Source organism: Synechococcus sp. HIMB2401, from assembly GCF_042883245.1.
Taxonomy (GTDB): Bacteria; Cyanobacteriota; Cyanobacteriia; order PCC-6307; family Cyanobiaceae; genus Parasynechococcus.
The window spans coordinates 185,187-200,277 of the sequence record NZ_JBDJKK010000001.1 but is presented as its reverse complement, the minus strand read 5'-3'; the positions used below and the strand labels follow the sequence as shown (position 1 = coordinate 200,277).

Genomic DNA, 15,091 nt, shown 5'->3' with positions numbered 1-15,091 from the left:
TTCTTGGTGAGCGTTGGACAGGGACAAGCTGGACCGAATGGATCGAAATCACCTCGAGCGATGCCATGAAATGGGGATCACGGAGCACGGCTCTGCTTCAAAAGCCAGTTACGTGAGCCTTGAGACGGAAATTCCCGAGGTGCTCTATCGAGGCATGAAGGATTTCATCGTGGAGCACCCCACCTGGGACCAATACCGCGTGATGAGCTCTGCTCTTGCCCACTTCCTGTTTCAGAACGGCTGTGACGACCGCGCCGTGACCGAGCGCTATCTCGACGATCTGTTCATCCGCCCCGACCACTGAGGGCCAGCAGGCAGGCACGACGGCTCAAGGCCATCATCGTGAGCGTTGGGCTCTGCCAGGCCGACGTCGGCCAACAGGCGCCATCCACCACAAGAACGTTGGGCGCACGCCAAAGACGGTTGGACGAATCAACGACGCTGCTGGTCTCGCTTCCCCCCATCGCAGCCCCTCCCACCTCATGGATGTAATACCCCGGGGGGGCTGCACCTTCAGACAGAGCGACAGCACCCTCCAGGAAAGGTTCAACCAAGGGGAGGTGAAAGAGGTCTTTGATCGATTTGGCATCGCCTCCGGCGGCGGCGATGCAGGCCTGGATCGAGGTGCGCATGTGCCTCACCATGGCCAGTTCATTGCTGCTCCAACGGCAGGCAATCGAGGGGACACGCACACCCCAGCGATCCGTGCGCTCACTCAGGGTCACCCTGTTGTCAGCCCTGGGAAGAACTTCGCCGTGACCAATCAGGAACCCAGTGATGCTTGAAGGGCAACGCCGTAACCATCGCGGCGGATCAAACCGTCCAATGCCACCCCAGAGGCCATAGCCGCCCTGAAAATCAGCCGATGGCAGGTGTCGGCCAAACGGAACGAAAAAACTTCCAGCGCCCGTGAGCATGGGCTGTTCCCCCTGAACAGGCTCGGGGAAGGCAAAAAACTGCGATGTGGAGACATGGTCCATCAAGCGTGTGCCCAGTCGTCCTGAAGGGTCGTCCAAACCGTTGCTCTGTTCGCCACGACGGGAGCGCAACAGGATGGAGACGGTCTGAATCGTGGAAGCGGCCAAGACAACGAGATCCGCCTTCAACTCCCTGCGGTTGCCATTGGATTGGTCAACGGCAACCACTCCAATGGCTTTAGCTCCACTTGCATCCATCAGGAGATGCTCCACCAGATGCGCAGAGAGCAGCTGGGTGCGTCCTGTTGCCATGGCGCGAGGAAGGCTGCTGCCGCGACTGCTGGAGCGGGGCCAGGCGGGATCTTCTCCCTGCGGCGCCGGACCAAACCCCCTCGAGGGGATCACGGGATAGCCCAACCGTTGCTGCACAGCTTCGGCAAAACGCTTTTCTGCCGGCGTCGCCGCCAGAGCCGGTTGCGTTTCACCGTCCGGCAGATGCTGCAAACCATCACGCCCACCATGAACGCCCAGCCAGCGCTCCAGTTCGGCGTAGTGCGGTGTCAGTTCACCGCTGCGCAAGGGCCAACGGACCTGTTCACCCTCCACATCCACACCGGCCAGATCCTCATCCGAGAGACGCAGAGTGATGCCACCCCAGGTGAGGCTGCGGCCGCCAACCTGCAGGCCTCGCGTCCACAGAAACGGCTGATCCGCCGGGTGTTCATAGGGATGCAGATGCTCGTCGGCATACAGACGAGGGTTTGCTTTCCAGTAGCCGGGATGCTGGGACTGCTGGCGATGGCTGCCGCTGGTCAGGCCCACGATCCGACGCAGCAGATTTTCCGGTTCAGCCCCGAAGGCTTGCGTGCTGTTGAGGTCAGGTCCTGCCTCCACCACAAGCACCCGCGCTCCTTCTTCAGACAGGGTCATGGCAGCCACGCCGCCACTCGCTCCCGAGCCAACAACAATGGCGTCCCAGGGGCCATCGCAGTTCATGGAGCGACTGCTCATGGGGGTACGACAGACAAAAAAAATCTCCCGAAAGGGAGATTGTTGATTCAATCAGATTTGGTGGCGGGGGGGAGATTTGAACTCCCGACCTTCGGGTTATGAGCCCGACGAGCTACCAGACTGCTCTACCCCGCGGCGACCCAAAAATCATACATGTCGGTGTCGCAGGTGACAGCAAAGTCAGGACTGCAAGGCACCGGACACGCTGAGCTTGACGCTCGGGTTCACGACCAGCACCTGCTCATCGAGCTCGTCTAGCCCCATGGGTGTGAGCCACTCGAGTTGACGCAACAGATGCAGTGCAACCGCTTGCTTGGCACGACGGGAGCCGTCTTCCACCTTGATGGCTACTCCAAGACCTTCACCCACGCGGCTGAGGCATTGAATGCCCTCTGCACCGCCCTTGCTCAAGACCTGACCGTGGCTGCGCCGCATCAGCTCGGTGTCGAAACGACCCTCACCAGCCACAAGGTCGGGGTGACTCAGCATCGCCCGACTGATCTGCTCGAGTTCGGCATGTTGTGAGGCACCGAGGTGGGCATAGAGCAAGGCCATCTGAGCCAACTGCAACACCAGGGTGGGAGCGCCACAGTCATCCCGCTCGGCAACCAATTCCTCAGCAGGCAAGCCGATCAGTTCAGCGACCCTGCGGTTCACTTCGACCTGGAGAGGGTGGTCCTGCTGGAGATAGGTCTCGATCGGCCAGCCCATCTTTCGGCTTGTGGCCAGGAAGGCAGCGTGCTTGCCGGAACAGTTGTGCTGAAGAGGACTATCAGCCCCATTCGGCACAGGGCATTGAAGTGAAGCGCTGTCCAACTCCGCTTTCCAGAGCAACCGGAAGGCTTCCCGGGCGTGGGCATTGGTGCCCGCATGGGACGCGCAGCTGATGGCGATGCCCCGTTCATCAACATCCAGTTGGTCGGCGGTTCCACTGCTGAGAAACGGCAGGGCCTGAAAGGGCTTCAGAGCCGAACGAATGAAACTTTCCAAGCCGGGGTTTCCTGCCGACATCAACACCCGTCCTCGGCCATCACAAACCACGGCATGAACGCGATGCACCGATTCCGTGATCGATCCGCGCCTCAAAAAGACCTCGAGGGGGGCTATCCCGGTCCGGGCTGCAGGGCTGAAGCCCGAGGGCAAAGTCATCGGAACCCCGATTGGTTCAGAGAGCCTGACAGAGACTGGCACCGGCCAGCATCAAACCCGCTGAGGTGGCCATGGCCCGTCCCAGACGACCCAGGATCGGACGAACCTCATGCCGGGCCACCAGCAGGTCGCGTTCCCGCCAGGACAGAGGCTTTTCCCAGGTCTGCCCGTCGTACCAGCCGGATTCCTCGTAGTCGACGGACTCACGGAGAAGCCGCTGCATGACGTAGGTCCAGCCCAGCCATTGCCGCACCAGCAACAGCAGGGGAAGCACAAGAGCGGCCACAGCGGCTGCGGCCAGGAGCCGGGGCGGATCCTGCTTCAGGGTCCAACTACCACTGGCGATCAGGCTGCACACCGGCAACATCAGTAGCCAGAAGCCTGCAAGGCGTTGGCTCAGGCGAGGTTCCTGACCCGCTGGCCAAGAGAAGAACCATGACTCGCAGAGTTGTTGAAACTCCTCAAGAGGCCGCTGCTCCGGCGGAACGGGGCAGGACACCGCTTCTGGCATAGATCGAGCGGCTACTTCACCGACGGTAAGAAGGTTCGGCTTTCGCCGTGACTCCAGAACGCCTCAAGGTCGTAGTAGCCGCGCTCATCGGGCATCAGCACGTGAACGATCACATCGCCGTAATCAAGAAGCGCCCAGCGCCCCTCATTCAGCCCTTCCTTGCGCAAGGGGAGCAGGTCTGCCTCAGTTTCCAGGCGGTCTTCAACCGACCGGGCAATGGCACGCACCTGAACGTCGGACTGACCGCCTGCGATCACCATCCAATCCGCCAGACTCGACACCTCATCCACACGAATCAGACGGATGTCGGTGGCCTTGCGGTCATCGCAGGCATCGGCCACAAGTTCAGCAAGCTTTTCGCTATCCATAGACGTTCTCGCTGGTAACGGAGCTGCGTGAGCCCTCCTGTTGGGCCATTTCAGCTCTGGCCTTACTGGCACTCTTGCGCAGCGCCTCAAGCCGGTCTTCGTAGTAGCTGCGGCGGCGCTTCTTGCGGGTCTTTTCGACCAGCTCCTTCAACGCGCCCCCAAGACTGCGGTAGGCATTCGGCACGCTGTAACCAAATCGGCAGGCCAGATCGATGGCGCGCTCGTCGGCACTGATGGCGTCCTGCAGGCGTTTTTCGGAATTGTTCTTCAGATAAAGCCGATACCCCGCAAAACCGGACAAGCCGAGAGCCATCAACAGCAGCAGGCCGTCCTGAACCCACAATTCACCGATAGCACCTCCGAGACCGATGGCCAGAGCAGCCATCTCCCAACCGTCTCGGGGAATCGTGTCGTTCTGGATCCGACCAACTTCATGCCAGAACAGCAAATTGCGGTGATCCAACGCCAGGGCATCCCATTCGTCGAGATCCACCTGGATCTCCACTTCATCCCGGCCGATTTCCTCAAGGGTGATCAATGGAGGATCGACTGCAGCAGCTGATTCCACAAACACCCAGCTCTGCATTTCCGGTGGCAGCAGCCCCTTCAGGCGCTGGAGCTCACTCATTGCAACTCTGGTGCTGATCTCCCTTCACCGTAGCGAGGCCAAGTCCCCCGGTTGGGGCGGGGCCGCGTGAGAGGCTTGATTTGTTTGGCCAAGGACGATTTCCCATGCCGAGGCGGTCCGATCTGCGTCGCATTCTCTTGCTGGGATCTGGTCCGATCGTGATCGGCCAGGCATGTGAGTTCGATTACTCCGGAACCCAGGCCTGCAAGGCCCTCAGAGCCGAGGGATATGAAGTCATCCTGATCAACTCCAATCCGGCGTCGATCATGACCGACCCGGAGATGGCGGATCGCACCTACATCGAGCCGCTCACGCCGGACGTGGTGACCCGGGTGATCGAGAAGGAGCGCCCGGATGCTCTCCTGCCGACCATGGGCGGACAGACCGCCCTTAACCTGGCGGTTACCCTGGCGGAAAACGGCACCCTCGATCGCTTTGGCGTTGAGTTGATCGGTGCCGATCTCAAGGCGATCCAGAAGGCGGAAGACCGTCTGCTGTTCAAGCAGGCCATGGAGCGCATCGGGGTGAAGGTCTGCCCTTCGGGAATCGCCTCATCTCAAGAAGAAGCTGAAGCCGTCGGGGCCGCCATCGGCAGCTTCCCCCGGATCATCCGGCCCGCCTTCACCCTGGGGGGAAGTGGCGGGGGCATTGCCTACAACCCCGAGGAATACGCAGCAATCTGCAAGAGCGGGCTTGAAGCAAGTCCGGTGTCTCAGATTCTGATCGAGCAATCGCTCCTGGGCTGGAAGGAATTCGAGCTTGAGGTGATGCGTGATCTGGCAGACAACGTCGTGATCGTCTGCAGCATCGAAAACCTCGACCCCATGGGGGTGCACACCGGGGATTCGATCACGGTGGCTCCGGCCCAGACCCTCACGGACCGGGAATACCAGCGGTTGCGCGACCAATCGATCGCCATCATTCGGGAGATCGGTGTCGCGACGGGCGGCAGCAACATCCAGTTCGCGATCAATCCTGACAACGGCGACGTTGTGGTGATCGAGATGAATCCCAGGGTGAGCCGATCGTCGGCCTTGGCCAGCAAGGCCACCGGCTTCCCGATCGCCAAGATCGCCGCTCGCCTCGCCGTCGGTTACACCCTCGACGAAATCCTCAACGACATCACCGGCAAGACGCCTGCCTGCTTCGAACCGACGATCGATTACGTCGTCACCAAAATTCCACGCTTCGCCTTCGAAAAATTCCGAGGCAGTCCGGCGGTGCTCACCACCTCAATGAAATCGGTGGGCGAAGCGATGGCCATCGGCCGTTGCTTCGAAGAGTCGTTCCAGAAAGCCATGCGTTCCCTGGAAACGGGGTTCTCGGGCTGGGGAGGCGACCGGGAGGAACCGGAGCTCACGGATACTGAGCTAGATCGTCAGCTGAGGACCCCCTCTCCAGAGCGCATCCTCAGCGTGCGAACGGCGATGGTACGCGGACGCAGCGATGATGAGATTCATCGGATCAGCAGGATTGACCCCTGGTTCCTGGCCAAACTGCGGCGGATCATTGAGGCCGAGGCAAGGCTGATCAAGGGCAAAAGCCTGGATCAGCTGGATGCCGACAGCTTGTTTGAGGCCAAGCAGCTGGGTTTTTCAGACCGACAGATCGCCTGGCACACCAAAAGCGACGAATTGTCGGTGCGTCAGCGGCGCCATCAGCTCGATGTTCGCGCCGTCTTCAAAACCGTCGACACCTGCGCAGCGGAGTTCGCTTCCTCCACTCCTTATCACTACTCGACCTACGAGCGTCCCTTGCAGACCCTGCAGGCCGACGGATCCCTCAAGCCCCTTCCCGCTTCATCCGAAGTGAGTCGTCGTGAAGACGGCCGCAAGATGATGATCCTCGGCGGTGGACCCAACCGAATCGGGCAGGGCATCGAATTCGACTACTGCTGCTGCCATGCCTCCTTTGCCGGGCAGGATCAAGGGATCACCACGGTGATGGTGAACAGCAATCCGGAAACGGTGTCCACCGATTACGACACCAGCGACAGCCTGTACTTCGAACCGCTCACCCTGGAGGACGTTCTCAATGTGATCGAAGCGGAGCGTCCCGATGGCGTGGTGGTCCAATTCGGTGGACAAACGCCTCTGAAACTCGCGATTCCTCTGCTGCGCTGGCTGGACAGCGATGAGGGGCGCGCCACGGGCACCAGCATCTGGGGCACCTCCCCTGAATCGATCGACCGGGCCGAAGACCGTGAGCAGTTCGAAGCCATCCTCCGCGATCTGAACATCCGCCAACCCCGCAATGGCTTGGCACGCAGCGAAGAGGAAGCACGGGCCGTGGCCACCCGAGTGGGTTATCCGGTCGTTGTGCGTCCCTCTTACGTACTGGGCGGACGGGCCATGGAAGTGGTGTTCGACGAAGAGGAACTCAACCGCTACATGCGCGAAGCCGTGCAGGTGGAGCCAGACCATCCGGTGCTGATTGACCAGTACCTCGAAAACGCTGTTGAGGTGGACGTGGACGCCCTCTGCGATCACACCGGTGCTGTGATCGTGGGTGGTCTGATGGAGCACATCGAACCGGCGGGAATCCATTCCGGCGACTCAGCCTGCTGCTTGCCTGCGATTTCCCTCGGCGAGGCGGCACTGAACACAATTCGCGAGTGGAGTCGCTCCCTGGCGCAAACGCTCGAGGTGCGGGGTCTGATCAACCTTCAGTTCGCCGTGCAGCGCAACACCGATGGCTCGGAAGTGGTTTACATCATCGAAGCCAACCCCCGCGCCTCCAGAACGGTTCCCTTCGTCGCCAAGGCCACAGGTCAACCTCTTGCTCGCCTGGCAACCCGACTGATGGCGGGCGAAACCCTGGCCGACATCGGCATGACAAGCGAGCCGAAGCCGCCGCTTCAGTCGATCAAGGAGGCGGTGCTGCCGTTCCGGCGCTTCCCGGGGGCCGACACGGTGCTTGGGCCGGAAATGCGCTCCACGGGAGAGGTGATGGGATCCGCCGACAGTTTCGGCATGGCCTATGCCAAGGCTGAGCTCGGCGCTGGAGAAGCGCTGCCCACCCAGGGGACGGTGTTCCTCTCCACCCACGACCGCGACAAACAGGCGCTGGTGCCCATCGCCGCTCGGCTGATCGAACTCGGGTTCGATGTGACGGCCACATCAGGCACGGCTCAGGCGCTCGCCAACGCGGGATTAAAGGTGCAATCGGTGCTCAAAGTGCACGAGGGGCGCCCCAACATCGAGGATCAAATCCGCTCCAATCAGGTGCAGTTGGTGATCAACACACCGATTGGCCGACAGGCGGCCCACGACGACAAGTACCTGCGTCGGGCAGCGCTCGATTACGCCGTTCCAACGGTGACGACCCTGGCGGGAGCACGGGCGGCGGTGGAGGCGATCTCAGCACTCCAGCAACAGCCGAGGCTCAGCATCCATGCCCTGCAGGAGGTGCACGCCATGCAGCGTTAAGCCACCGGTAGGGTTGCTGGAGCCACCACACCGCTGTGACAGCCTCCGTTCACGTTAAGCCTGGAAGCGACCTGCGTGATGACTTCCGTCGCGCCTACGAGAACCGCTACACCTGGGCGCCTGGATTCTCCGGCTATCGCGGCCGCTGCATCTGGCAACAGGGCGATCAACGGGTCGAGGGCACGTTTGAGATCGGTGCCGATCTCAAAGCCAAGGTGGATGGCATTGAAAACGAAGAGATCCTCAAGGCGGTGAATTCCCAGCTCTGGGAAGTCGCGATCCATCGCTTGCGTCGCAGCTTCGAGCAGACCCACGGTGAGAACACCTTCACCGCCGGTGACACCAACGAAGTGGGAACCGAAGTGCTGGTCGGCGGCAAGGGTGCCGGGGACAAGTACCGCATCAAGGATGACGTGGTGACCATGGTTCACCGCCACATCCACGGCACCGTCGTGACGATCTACACCACTGATGTCACCGACACGGGTGCGGGCTACCTCAGCCACACATACACCAGTCAGTACGCCGACCCGGCAACGGGAGAAGTCCGGGGCGGCCGAAGCAGCTTCAAAGACAGCTTCGCTGCTCTTCCCGGAGATGGCCCCTGGGTGCTGACCGAGCGGGTCGTGACCACCGAAGCCCATGGCGATACCCCCGCCGGAAGCCAGACCTTCCGTTTTGAAGATCTCGAATCGCTCTGAGTTGATTGCCGGTGCAAGCCGGCTATGAGACCATCCGCCCAAACCTGTTGAAAGGCATGGGCGGAGTCGAGTCGACCATTCAGGCCATCAATGGCCCGATCAACAGCATCGTCTGGGGATGGCCCACCGTCCTTTTGATTGCCGCGACGGGCATTCTGTTGATGGTGGGCCTGCGGTTTATGCCGCTACAACGGCTGGGCTATGGCATCTCGATGATGCTTCGGCCAGCTGCATCACAAACGGAAGGGGAAATCACCCCCTTCCAGGCGCTGATGACCTCGTTATCGGCCACGATCGGCACGGGAAACATTGCCGGTGTGGCGGGGGCCATCGCCGTTGGTGGACCTGGTGCCGTCTTTTGGATGTGGATCATCGCGATCTTCGGCATCGCAACCAAGTACGCCGAAGCGGTGCTCGCGGTTCAGTTCCGCGAAACCGATGGAGACGGCAACCACGTGGGTGGGCCGATGTACTACATCCGCAACGGGCTCGGCAGCGGCTGGAGCTGGATGGCGGGCCTGTTTGCCCTCTTCGGCATGTTGGCGGGATTTGGAATCGGCAATGGGGTTCAGGCCTTTGAGGTGTCATCTGCCCTAAGCCTGATCGGCATCCCGAAGCTGGCCACCGGAGTCGTTTTGGCGGCCATGGTCTTTGCTGTCGTTATCGGAGGGATCAAGCGCATCGCCCAGGCGGCCTCCGCCATTGTTCCGTTGATGTCGATCCTCTACATCGCTGCATGCCTGCTGGTGTTGTTGGCCAATCTGGGCAGAGTGCCTGAAGCCTTCGCCACGATTTTCTCCAACGCCTTCTCCGGCCAAGCCGCTGCCGGTGGTGCCCTTGGTCAGGTGGTGCTGATGGGCTTCAAGCGGGGCATCTTCTCCAATGAAGCGGGCCTCGGCAGCGCTCCGATCGCTCACGCGGCCGCCAAAACCGATGATCCCGTGCGCCAGGGCACGGTGGCCATGCTGGGCACCTTCATCGACACCCTGATCATCTGCACGATGACCGCCCTGGTGATCATCACCACCAAAGCCAATCTGATCCTCGATGCAGCCGGCGACAAACTCAGTGGAGCAGACCTCTCCATCGCTGCCTTCAACACAGGCATCGCAGGCAGCGGTGTGGTGGTGACCCTGGGATTGGTGGTCTTCGCCTTCACCACAATTCTCGGCTGGAGCTTCTACGGCGAGCGCTGCACCACTTATATATTCGGCGATTCCGCCGTTCTGCCCTTTCGTCTGACTTGGGTGGCTGTTGTCGTGATTGGTGCTGTCGCCGGCGACCGTGGAGTGATCTGGTCGATTGCCGACACCCTGAACGGTCTAATGGCTCTCCCCAACCTCGTGGCCTTGATCCTGCTGTCCGGAACTGTGTTCAAACTCACCAAGGCCTACAGCTTCAGCGACTGAGCACAGCGGCGAGCAATAAAAAAGGGGGGCTGTTAAGCCCCCCCTTTTTTGTCGTCAGACGATCAACCCTGATCGGGCAACGGAGTGACGGACTTGAGCTTTTCATTGAGCTCAGTGGCCAGGCTCTGACGGCCCACCGCCAGAACCTTGAGGGTGTCTTCGTGCATCCGCAGCTGAGCGTCGGCAACCTGCATGCCACGCACAAGCTCCTTGAGCTCCTTGGGAAGCGTATTCAGGTCGTAGCGCTTGCCCTCAAAGGTCAAGACAGGGTTGTTGGCCGCGGAATCAGTCATCGTTCGTTGCCGGGATTGCGTGGAACCAGCGGCCAGATCGTAGAGGGCTTCAGGACATTTGCCGATCTCGAATGAACTGTCGTTCGCACAATTCGCGATATCGACCACCACGCTGCATCAACTCGTCGTGGGTTCCTCGATCGACAACCGCACCTTTTTCAAGAACCACAATGCGATCGGCCTCCTGCACCGTGGCCAGACGATGGGCGATCACCAACACGGTTCGCCCCTTCATCGCCTGCTTCAGGCCGAGTTGCACCGCGGCCTCAGCTTCAGCATCAAGGGCACTGGTGGCTTCATCAAGGAGCAACAGCGCAGGATTACCCAGCACCGCCCGGGCAATGGCAATCCGCTGGAGTTGGCCACCGGAAACATTGGTTCCCCGTTCTTCGAGCTGGGTGTCGTAGCCATCGGGCAAGGCACGGATGAAATCATCCGCATTGGCCAACCGCGCCGCATCGCGCACCTCGTTGTCCGTCGCACGACGGCCGAACCGAATCGCTTCGGCAATGGTTCCGGAAAACACGGTTGTGCGCTGCGGGACCAGGGCCACCTGCTGACGAAGCTCACGGGCGCGCATCAAGCTGATGTCGGTGCCATCGAGACGGATCTCGCCCTGTTGCGCTGTGTTGAACCGGAGCAAAAGCGACAGCAGGGTGCTCTTACCCGCACCGGAGGGGCCAACGATGGCCAGCACCTGGCCCGCATCCACCCGCAGATTCAGCTGACGCAACACCGGCTGGGCTGGGTCATAGCCAAAGCTCACCTGATCAAAAACCAGATCACCCTGAAGAGCACCGATGGCTTGCGCCTCAGCTGGATCCGCAGCCTCCTGGGGCTCTCGCTCGATCTCTCGCAGACGTCGCAGCGACGCCTGACCCTGCTGAAATTCGTTGAAGTTGTTGGTGACGTGGGCAATGGGATCGATCAGCACGATCAGCCCCGTCAGGTAGCTGCTCAGCCCGGGAATACTCAGATCACCGCTCTGGATTCGCCAGGCTCCGAGGGCCAGCACGGCAAACAGACCCACCACCTCGATGATGCCCACCACCGGATGCTGGAGCGCCACAAGGCTGTAGGTGCGGTGGCGGGCCTGCCGGTGTTGATCGATTTCCGTCTCGAAACGGTCCTGCAGCCAGGGCTCGGCGGCAAAAGCACGCACCAGGGGCAAACCTTCGATGGCCTCACCCAGCAGACCGGCCAGTTCACTCACCTTTTTCTGACTGCGTTCCGTGGCCGCCATCACGCGCGCACCAAACAGACTGATCAGCCAGACGATCACCGGCGCCAGCAGCAGGATGGCCAGCGTCAGCTTCCAGTCGAGCCAGAGCATCATCCCCAGCACCGCAACGAGCTGCAGCACGCTGGGGACCGTGTCGTGGATGGTCTTGTAAAGCACCTCGCTGACGCGATCGGCGTCTTCAGTGAAGCGGTAAGTGAGATCACCGGCCGAGAGCTTCTCCAGTGCCCCCAGCTCCACGGTCTGCAGGCGGCGGAACAGATCACGCCGTAAGTCCTGGCTCACCAGCAATGCAGGCCCGGCAAGAAGCGAGTCCTGACCGAACTGGGCGATCTTCTGAACAGCAAAGATCAGCAACGCCAGCCCGATCAGCTGAAGCACGCGAGCCAGGTCACCCGACCCCAGCGCGGGAAACAAGTCCCCGGCCAGCTGCACGAGCATTGGGAAGCTGCCCACGTAAATCGCCATGCAGCAGCCCCCCCAGAGCAGTTCCCGCAGGTGGGGGCGAAGCAACGGCAGCAGCCGGCGAAATCCGGCCTGAGATGGGGTCAGCATCGCGGCACAGTATCAATGGTGAGCTCAAAACTCTGCCCAATGAAGCTGGATCAGTTCCTGAAATGGAAGGGTTGGGTCTCCACCGGCGGTGAAGCGAAGCAACGCATCCAGATGGGTGAAGTGGAGGTGAATGGAAGCGTTGAAACCCGGCGGGGACGTCGGCTTTCCCCGGGAGATCGGGTTGTGCTTGATGATGAGGAGTCCGTTGTCGGGGATGAAAACGCGACCGGGCCGTAAGTTGGCTGCCACATTCCATGAGGAAGCAAGGCGTGCGCAGACCGGTGATCGCTGGCAACTGGAAGATGCACATGACCTGTGCCCAGTCGCGGGAGTTCATGGAAGCCTTCCTGCCACTGATTGCTGACACCCCGGACGACCGCGACCTGGTGCTGGCACCACCCTTCACGGCGCTGTCAACCATGGCGGAACTCAGCCAGAACTCCCGGGTCTGCCTGTCGAGCCAGAACGTGCACTGGGAAGGCCAGGGAGCCTTCACCGGGGAGATCTCCCCAGCCATGCTCAAGGAGCACGGGGTGACCCACACGATCGTGGGCCACAGCGAACCGCGGAAATACTTCAGTGAAAGCGACGAACAGATCAACCACCGGGCCCGCTCCTCACAATCCAACGGTCTGATTCCGATCGTTTGCGTTGGCGAAAGCGATGAGCAGCGCGAGCGGGGCGAAGCTGAACGGGTGATCCGCCGTCAGATCGAGCAGGGCCTGGAGGGTCTCGATGCCGAGAAACTGGTGGTGGCCTACGAACCAATCTGGGCGATTGGCACAGGCAAGACCTGCGCAGCCGAAGAAGCCAATCGCATCTGTGGTCTGATCCGTAGCTGGGTGGGCTCCCCCGATCTGGTGATTCAGTACGGCGGCTCCGTCAAACCCAGCAACATTGATGAGTTGATGGGCATGAGCGATATCGACGGGGTGCTGGTGGGGGGTGCTTCCTTGGAGCCCGAAAGCTTTGGACGGATTGCCAACTACCAATCGGCCTGATTCAGGCAGCTGGCCTCAGGGTTGGGGCCAACGCACAGCTGTGATGGGGGTGATCAACGTCACCCCGGATTCCTTCAGTGACGGAGGGAAATTTCTGGCGAGCGAACGGGCCCTTGCTGAAGCTCAGCGGCAGCTGAGCCGCGGTGCGGACGTATTGGATCTCGGGGCTCAAAGCACCCGACCTGGAGCGGAGGAGGTGGGCGCCGAAGAGGAGTTGCGGCGGCTTCTACCTGCACTGAAAGCCATCCGGCAACACTGCCCAGAGGCGCTGATCTCCATCGACACGTTTCTGGCGCCGGTGGCCGCCAAGGCACTGGAAGCGGGGGCCAACTGGATCAATGATGTGAGCGGTGGCCGGCGTGATCCCGACCTGCTGCGGGTGGTTGCCGATGCGGGCTCTCCGGTGGTGCTGATGCACAGCCGGGGTGACAGCCAAACCATGGATCAGCTCACGACCTATGCCGATGTCGTGGCAGATGTGAAAGAAGCGTTGATGGAGCGGAGTGAAGCTGCGATTCAAGCCGGCGTTGATGAAAGCCAAATCATCTGGGATCCGGGTCTCGGCTTCGCCAAGACCCACGAGCAGAACCTGCAGCTGCTGCGGGATCTGGAACAACTCACTGCAGGGCCGCGACCAGTGCTGATCGGCCCTTCACGCAAACGCTTCATCGGTGCCGTGCTGGATGAACCCAGACCGAAAGCGCGTCTCTGGGGAACAGCTGCCGTGGCCTGCCGCTGCGCCCAGGCGGGTGCTGCCGTGCTGCGGGTGCACGATGTGGGCCCCATCAGCCAGACGTTGCGGATGGCGGCTGAACTCTGGTGAGCTCCACGATCTTTGTTCAGATCGCGGCATACAGGGATCCAGATCTCCCGGCCACACTGCACAACCTGATTCAGCGGGCAGCCCAGCCAGAGCGCCTGCGCTTCGGCATCTGCCTGCAACTGGCGGCTGACGATCCGCCGCACTGGGGAACCAGCGCGTTTCCGGATCATCCAGAGCTGGAGATCATCCGGTTCGATGCCGCGGAAAGCCGTGGTGCCTGCTGGGCCCGTCGACAGGCCCAAAGTGTTTACGGCGGGGAAGACTTTCTGCTGCAGATCGACAGCCACATGCGGGCCGTGAAGCACTGGGATGACCTGTTGCTGACGACCTGGAGGGAATGCAGCGATGAGCGTGCCGTTCTCAGTGTTTACCCGAACGGCTTTCAACAGCCGTACCGTTTGCAGACATCAACCCTGCCTGTGATGGCAGCTGCCAGTTTCGATGCCTACGGCATTCTCAAACTGCGAGGCATCAGCCGATTCCAACTTCCAGAAGAACAACCTGATCGCCCCATCCCCGGGGCATTTATCGCCGGAGGCTTCCTGTTCGGCCCAGGCTCAATCGTGAGCGACGTGCCCTACGACCCCGATCTCTACTTCTATGGAGAAGAGATTGCCATGTCGGCACGACTATGGACTTCGGGTTTCAACATCTACGCCCCAAATCGCCTGCTGCTGTTTCATCTCTACAAGACAGAACATACAGATCAAGAGCATGCAGCCACCCATTGGGGAGATCACAGCAATTGGCACGATCACAATCTTCGTGCACTCAAACGTGTACACACACTGCTCGGCAGTCTCAACAACGCACCGGCATCAATCCGCTGCTTGAATGATGAGAATGGCGAACTTAAACCCTTTGGCTTAGGTAGAAAACGTAGCCTGCATATGTATCAACAATGGGCTGGAATTAATTTCCAAACGGCAGAGATCAGCCAAGCCGCAAGAGATGCAGAATTCAAGCCCCTGAATGCCTGATTTGCATAGCATTCATCACCAATAAAAAAGCCAGAGTCCGGCAGGAACTCTGGCCTTGATGTTCAACACTTGGTCGA

Annotated in this window: 15 protein-coding genes and 1 tRNA gene; 8 read left to right on the top strand and 8 right to left on the bottom strand. The window is 60.8% G+C overall.

Annotation, left to right across the window (positions count from 1 at the left end; translation table 11 throughout):
- The first annotated feature begins 37 nt into the window (after window positions 1–37).
- Window positions 38–304, top strand: a complete 267-nt coding sequence (locus tag AAXE93_RS01230) for a DUF2811 domain-containing protein (RefSeq protein WP_390127452.1) — start codon at window positions 38–40, stop codon at window positions 302–304.
- Here the strand turns inward: AAXE93_RS01230 and AAXE93_RS01225 are convergent.
- The 6 genes from AAXE93_RS01225 to AAXE93_RS01200 form a co-directional block, all read right to left on the bottom strand.
- Window positions 285–1,928 carry a GMC oxidoreductase gene (locus AAXE93_RS01225; protein WP_390127450.1) on the bottom strand — a complete coding sequence of 548 codons (1,644 nt, stop codon included), beginning with the start codon at window positions 1,926–1,928 and terminating at the stop codon, window positions 285–287. The two genes, AAXE93_RS01230 and AAXE93_RS01225, sit on opposite strands and share 20 nt — an antisense overlap.
- A gap of 58 nt (window positions 1,929–1,986) precedes the next feature.
- A tRNA-Met gene (locus AAXE93_RS01220) sits at window positions 1,987–2,063 on the bottom strand.
- Window positions 2,064–2,108: 45 nt separating this feature from the next.
- Window positions 2,109–3,077: an asparaginase gene (locus AAXE93_RS01215; protein WP_390127447.1), complete on the bottom strand. Its 969-nt coding sequence runs from the start codon at window positions 3,075–3,077 to the stop codon at window positions 2,109–2,111.
- 16 nt (window positions 3,078–3,093) lie between these two features.
- Window positions 3,094–3,588: a CGLD27 family protein gene (locus tag AAXE93_RS01210; protein ID WP_115010212.1), complete on the bottom strand. Its 495-nt coding sequence runs from the start codon at window positions 3,586–3,588 to the stop codon at window positions 3,094–3,096.
- Window positions 3,589–3,599: 11 nt separating this feature from the next.
- Window positions 3,600–3,956, bottom strand: a complete 357-nt coding sequence (gene rsfS, locus AAXE93_RS01205) for a ribosome silencing factor (protein ID WP_038554011.1) — start codon at window positions 3,954–3,956, stop codon at window positions 3,600–3,602.
- Window positions 3,949–4,584: a DUF3318 domain-containing protein gene (locus tag AAXE93_RS01200; protein WP_011364772.1), complete on the bottom strand. Its 636-nt coding sequence runs from the start codon at window positions 4,582–4,584 to the stop codon at window positions 3,949–3,951. Before AAXE93_RS01200 ends, rsfS begins: the two co-directional genes overlap by 8 nt.
- A gap of 104 nt (window positions 4,585–4,688) precedes the next feature.
- Between AAXE93_RS01200 and carB the strand changes: the two genes are divergently transcribed.
- From carB to AAXE93_RS01185, 3 genes are read left to right on the top strand one after another with little or no spacing between them, the layout of a single operon-like run.
- Entirely contained in the window at window positions 4,689–8,012 is a 3,324-nt protein-coding gene (gene carB / locus AAXE93_RS01195; RefSeq protein ID WP_390127443.1) for a carbamoyl-phosphate synthase large subunit, read from the top strand.
- 35 nt (window positions 8,013–8,047) lie between these two features.
- The gene (locus AAXE93_RS01190) at window positions 8,048–8,713 is read left to right on the top strand and encodes a DUF3386 domain-containing protein (protein ID WP_390127441.1); all 666 of its coding nucleotides are present in this window, start codon (window positions 8,048–8,050) and stop codon (window positions 8,711–8,713) included.
- A gap of 56 nt (window positions 8,714–8,769) precedes the next feature.
- The gene (locus tag AAXE93_RS01185; protein ID WP_390127439.1) at window positions 8,770–10,122 is read left to right on the top strand and encodes an alanine/glycine:cation symporter family protein; all 1,353 of its coding nucleotides are present in this window, start codon (window positions 8,770–8,772) and stop codon (window positions 10,120–10,122) included.
- A 62-nt stretch (window positions 10,123–10,184) separates the two neighbouring features.
- Here the strand turns inward: AAXE93_RS01185 and AAXE93_RS01180 are convergent, their stop codons facing one another.
- Entirely contained in the window at window positions 10,185–10,415 is a 231-nt protein-coding gene (locus AAXE93_RS01180; protein ID WP_390127437.1) for a DUF6447 family protein, read from the bottom strand.
- A gap of 49 nt (window positions 10,416–10,464) precedes the next feature.
- Entirely contained in the window at window positions 10,465–12,210 is a 1,746-nt protein-coding gene (locus AAXE93_RS01175; protein ID WP_390127434.1) for an ABC transporter ATP-binding protein, read from the bottom strand.
- 39 nt (window positions 12,211–12,249) lie between these two features.
- On the opposite strand from AAXE93_RS01175, the gene AAXE93_RS01170 reads away from it, so the two are divergent.
- The 4 genes from AAXE93_RS01170 to AAXE93_RS01155 are packed head-to-tail and all read left to right on the top strand — an operon-like array spanning window position 12,250 to window position 15,014.
- Window positions 12,250–12,447, top strand: coding sequence for an RNA-binding S4 domain-containing protein (locus tag AAXE93_RS01170; protein WP_390127432.1), 198 nt, complete (start codon window positions 12,250–12,252; stop codon window positions 12,445–12,447).
- A gap of 32 nt (window positions 12,448–12,479) precedes the next feature.
- Window positions 12,480–13,211 carry a triose-phosphate isomerase gene (tpiA, locus tag AAXE93_RS01165; RefSeq protein ID WP_390128630.1) on the top strand — a complete coding sequence of 244 codons (732 nt, stop codon included), beginning with the start codon at window positions 12,480–12,482 and terminating at the stop codon, window positions 13,209–13,211.
- 43 nt (window positions 13,212–13,254) lie between these two features.
- Window positions 13,255–14,034, top strand: coding sequence for a dihydropteroate synthase (gene folP, locus AAXE93_RS01160; protein ID WP_390127430.1), 780 nt, complete (start codon window positions 13,255–13,257; stop codon window positions 14,032–14,034).
- A complete protein-coding gene (locus AAXE93_RS01155) occupies window positions 14,031–15,014 on the top strand; it encodes a GlcNAc-transferase family protein (protein ID WP_390127428.1) in 984 nt (327 codons plus the stop codon). The genes folP and AAXE93_RS01155 overlap by 4 nt, the downstream gene beginning before the upstream one ends.
- Window positions 15,015–15,091 lie beyond the last annotated feature (77 nt).

What these genes read in the sequence shown, in the direction of transcription:
- AAXE93_RS01230 (WP_390127452.1), top strand. Translation starts at nt 38, where the DNA reads ATGGATCGAAATCACCTCGAGCGATGCCATGAAATGGGGATCACGGAG.
- AAXE93_RS01225 (WP_390127450.1), bottom strand. Translation starts at nt 1,928, where the DNA reads ATGAGCAGTCGCTCCATGAACTGCGATGGCCCCTGGGACGCCATTGTT.
- AAXE93_RS01215 (WP_390127447.1), bottom strand. Translation starts at nt 3,077, where the DNA reads ATGACTTTGCCCTCGGGCTTCAGCCCTGCAGCCCGGACCGGGATAGCC.
- AAXE93_RS01210 (WP_115010212.1), bottom strand. Translation starts at nt 3,588, where the DNA reads ATGCCAGAAGCGGTGTCCTGCCCCGTTCCGCCGGAGCAGCGGCCTCTT.
- rsfS (WP_038554011.1), bottom strand. Translation starts at nt 3,956, where the DNA reads ATGGATAGCGAAAAGCTTGCTGAACTTGTGGCCGATGCCTGCGATGAC.
- AAXE93_RS01200 (WP_011364772.1), bottom strand. Translation starts at nt 4,584, where the DNA reads ATGAGTGAGCTCCAGCGCCTGAAGGGGCTGCTGCCACCGGAAATGCAG.
- carB (WP_390127443.1), top strand. Translation starts at nt 4,689, where the DNA reads ATGCCGAGGCGGTCCGATCTGCGTCGCATTCTCTTGCTGGGATCTGGT.
- AAXE93_RS01185 (WP_390127439.1), top strand. Translation starts at nt 8,770, where the DNA reads ATGGGCGGAGTCGAGTCGACCATTCAGGCCATCAATGGCCCGATCAAC.
- AAXE93_RS01180 (WP_390127437.1), bottom strand. Translation starts at nt 10,415, where the DNA reads ATGACTGATTCCGCGGCCAACAACCCTGTCTTGACCTTTGAGGGCAAG.
- AAXE93_RS01175 (WP_390127434.1), bottom strand. Translation starts at nt 12,210, where the DNA reads ATGCTGACCCCATCTCAGGCCGGATTTCGCCGGCTGCTGCCGTTGCTT.
- AAXE93_RS01170 (WP_390127432.1), top strand. Translation starts at nt 12,250, where the DNA reads ATGAAGCTGGATCAGTTCCTGAAATGGAAGGGTTGGGTCTCCACCGGC.
- folP (WP_390127430.1), top strand. Translation starts at nt 13,255, where the DNA reads ATGGGGGTGATCAACGTCACCCCGGATTCCTTCAGTGACGGAGGGAAA.